A 2064-nucleotide genomic window follows, 5' to 3' on the forward strand; every position below is an offset into this window, starting at 1 on the left:
AAAGCCGTATTTTATTCAAAAGTCTAAATCTGTTCTAATCCGTATTTCCAAAAAAATCGCTATAACCTTTAAACATAAAAATTCGATTCTAAAATTACTGCAAAAGGAATGTATACATTTCCAAATCTACAGCCGTAGTTCCAACTAATTCCACCGTTACACCTTAGATTGCGTGTTATATTCATAACAGATGGGTCTTTTGTACTCACGGCTGTTATTCTAGATATTCCAATCATCTCTTCATCCGTTAAATTGTTTATAAGGTATTCAGCGATAATGCCTATCCCTTCTCTAGGAGATAGATCATCCAACCATTTCGCGCTAATAACCAGAGTAAAGCTATCTTCTGATTCACTTTCTTCATCACCTAATAACATAAATAAATTGATATTTCCTTTTTCTAACTTAATTTTATTTACAATCTCACGGATCTCTGTTACCAATTCTCTTTCACCCATGGATACACACCATCCTTTGGATTTTCTATTGCATTTATAAAATCTTCTGCGTTTTCTTTTTCGTTTTTTCCAATGGGTTGATAACGAAATTCTACAGACCATTTACTAGCTATTGACCAATTAACAAAGAAATTTTTATCCCTTCTTTTTTTCGTTTCTAAATCTTTCCTTAAATCTGCCAAATTGACCAACTTATTTAAACTGTGGGTTCTATAAGTTGAGTTACCGTCTGGATAGACTTGTTGTTCAATAGTTTTGCATACTGCGGATTTTAAACCAAACTCTAGAACATACCCCGAGTCTTGACATACATAATCATAAAAACCATTTTCATGTAATGTTTTAATGGACTTCAATTTTGTTTCAGCCATTATTTGAAGCTCATTCCTTGTTACCATAATACTCACCCTCTTTTTCTTCTAATTATTCAATAATATCACGAGAACTATAGAGGGTGAGATACTAAAATAGCCTATTAATAATACTCAAGTAACCCCAGAGTTGTATCATCTATATCAAATACAGAGTTTCTTAAATATATTATTTTATTCGAAAATTAATATTCTGGCGTCTCGAATAATTGATTACTTTTCAATGTTCTTCTTGCATATGCTACACCTGTCCCTACTACTGAAATATCAACATCAGAGTCATATGATACACAACCATCTAGCCACATTTTTCCGTCTTGATTTTGGAAATTCACATTACTTGAGGCTGTCGTAGCTAAAGAATCATATGATACACAACCTATATTCCATGCATTAGAACTACCTACATCCACCACGTTCGGACCTTTATTTTTAAAGAAAATAGAGTTAACGCGGATAATATTCCCTGCATCATGCATTGTTGATCCATTATTATTATTTTCAGTGCTAGTAAGTCCATTTTTGTAACCAATACAATCTATTTCGATTACGTCTGGAACAATTGATGTGTAAACGTGGTAGTTAAATCCGTCCCGTTGATTATTGGAAGCAATACAATTTTGCAAGAATACTTGTTTAGCTCCTTTAATTGTTAATCCATTTGCAGACAAATCTGCTTTCGTACCATATTTAAACTCGCAATTTTTAAAATACAATTTCATTATATTTGACGGGGAATCTGTCAGTGTTTCAAAGGGACTATCCCCACCATAAAATTTAATTCCGTCTATAAAGACCGTTTTCGTTCCTTGTACCCATCCATTTCCACCCGTTACATACACTTTAACTGTATTATCTGGTACACGGTCATCCTGCAATCTCACAAATACAGAAGTTCCGTCTGTATACCAAGAACCCGGAGTTGCACTTACTTCAGCTATACTTGTCTTTTTAATTAGTTCTTTATGATCGCCATATTCATCTAAATCTAAGCTGTCATAAATATTTGATGTTGCTGATCTTGCGGTTTTATAAACTTTATCTGTACCCTCTGCCGTCCACGTTAAGCCGTCTTGATGTGTTCCAAAAATGATATCACCTTTATAGAGTGGTTTGATAACTAATGTGTTCGAAGCCGGATTGGTTTTTATCCACCCTCTATTACGATCATAAACACCTGGAGCAACATAGATAATCTTAGCGTCTGCTTGTTGTAGTGCTTTTGAAAAAGATTT

3 protein-coding genes are annotated in these 2064 nt (G+C 33.8%); all 3 read right to left on the reverse strand.

What is annotated here, in order from left to right; genetic code table 11:
- Positions 1–68 precede the first annotated feature (68 nt).
- The gene (locus ACTFR9_RS27505) at positions 69–458 is read right to left on the reverse strand and encodes a hypothetical protein (protein WP_440049079.1); all 390 of its coding nucleotides are present in this window, start codon (positions 456–458) and stop codon (positions 69–71) included.
- Positions 437–829: a HEPN domain-containing protein gene (locus ACTFR9_RS27510; protein ID WP_440049080.1), complete on the reverse strand. Its 393-nt coding sequence runs from the start codon at positions 827–829 to the stop codon at positions 437–439. Before ACTFR9_RS27510 ends, ACTFR9_RS27505 begins: the two co-directional genes overlap by 22 nt.
- Before the next feature lie 185 nt (positions 830–1014).
- On the reverse strand, positions 1015–2064 hold a 1050-nt coding region (locus ACTFR9_RS27515), incomplete at its 5' end, for a hypothetical protein (protein WP_440049081.1).

Origin of the sequence: Bacillus cereus group sp. MYBK222-1 (assembly GCF_051916425.1) — a bacterium.
Classification (GTDB): Bacteria; Bacillota; Bacilli; order Bacillales; family Bacillaceae_G; genus Bacillus_A; species Bacillus_A paranthracis.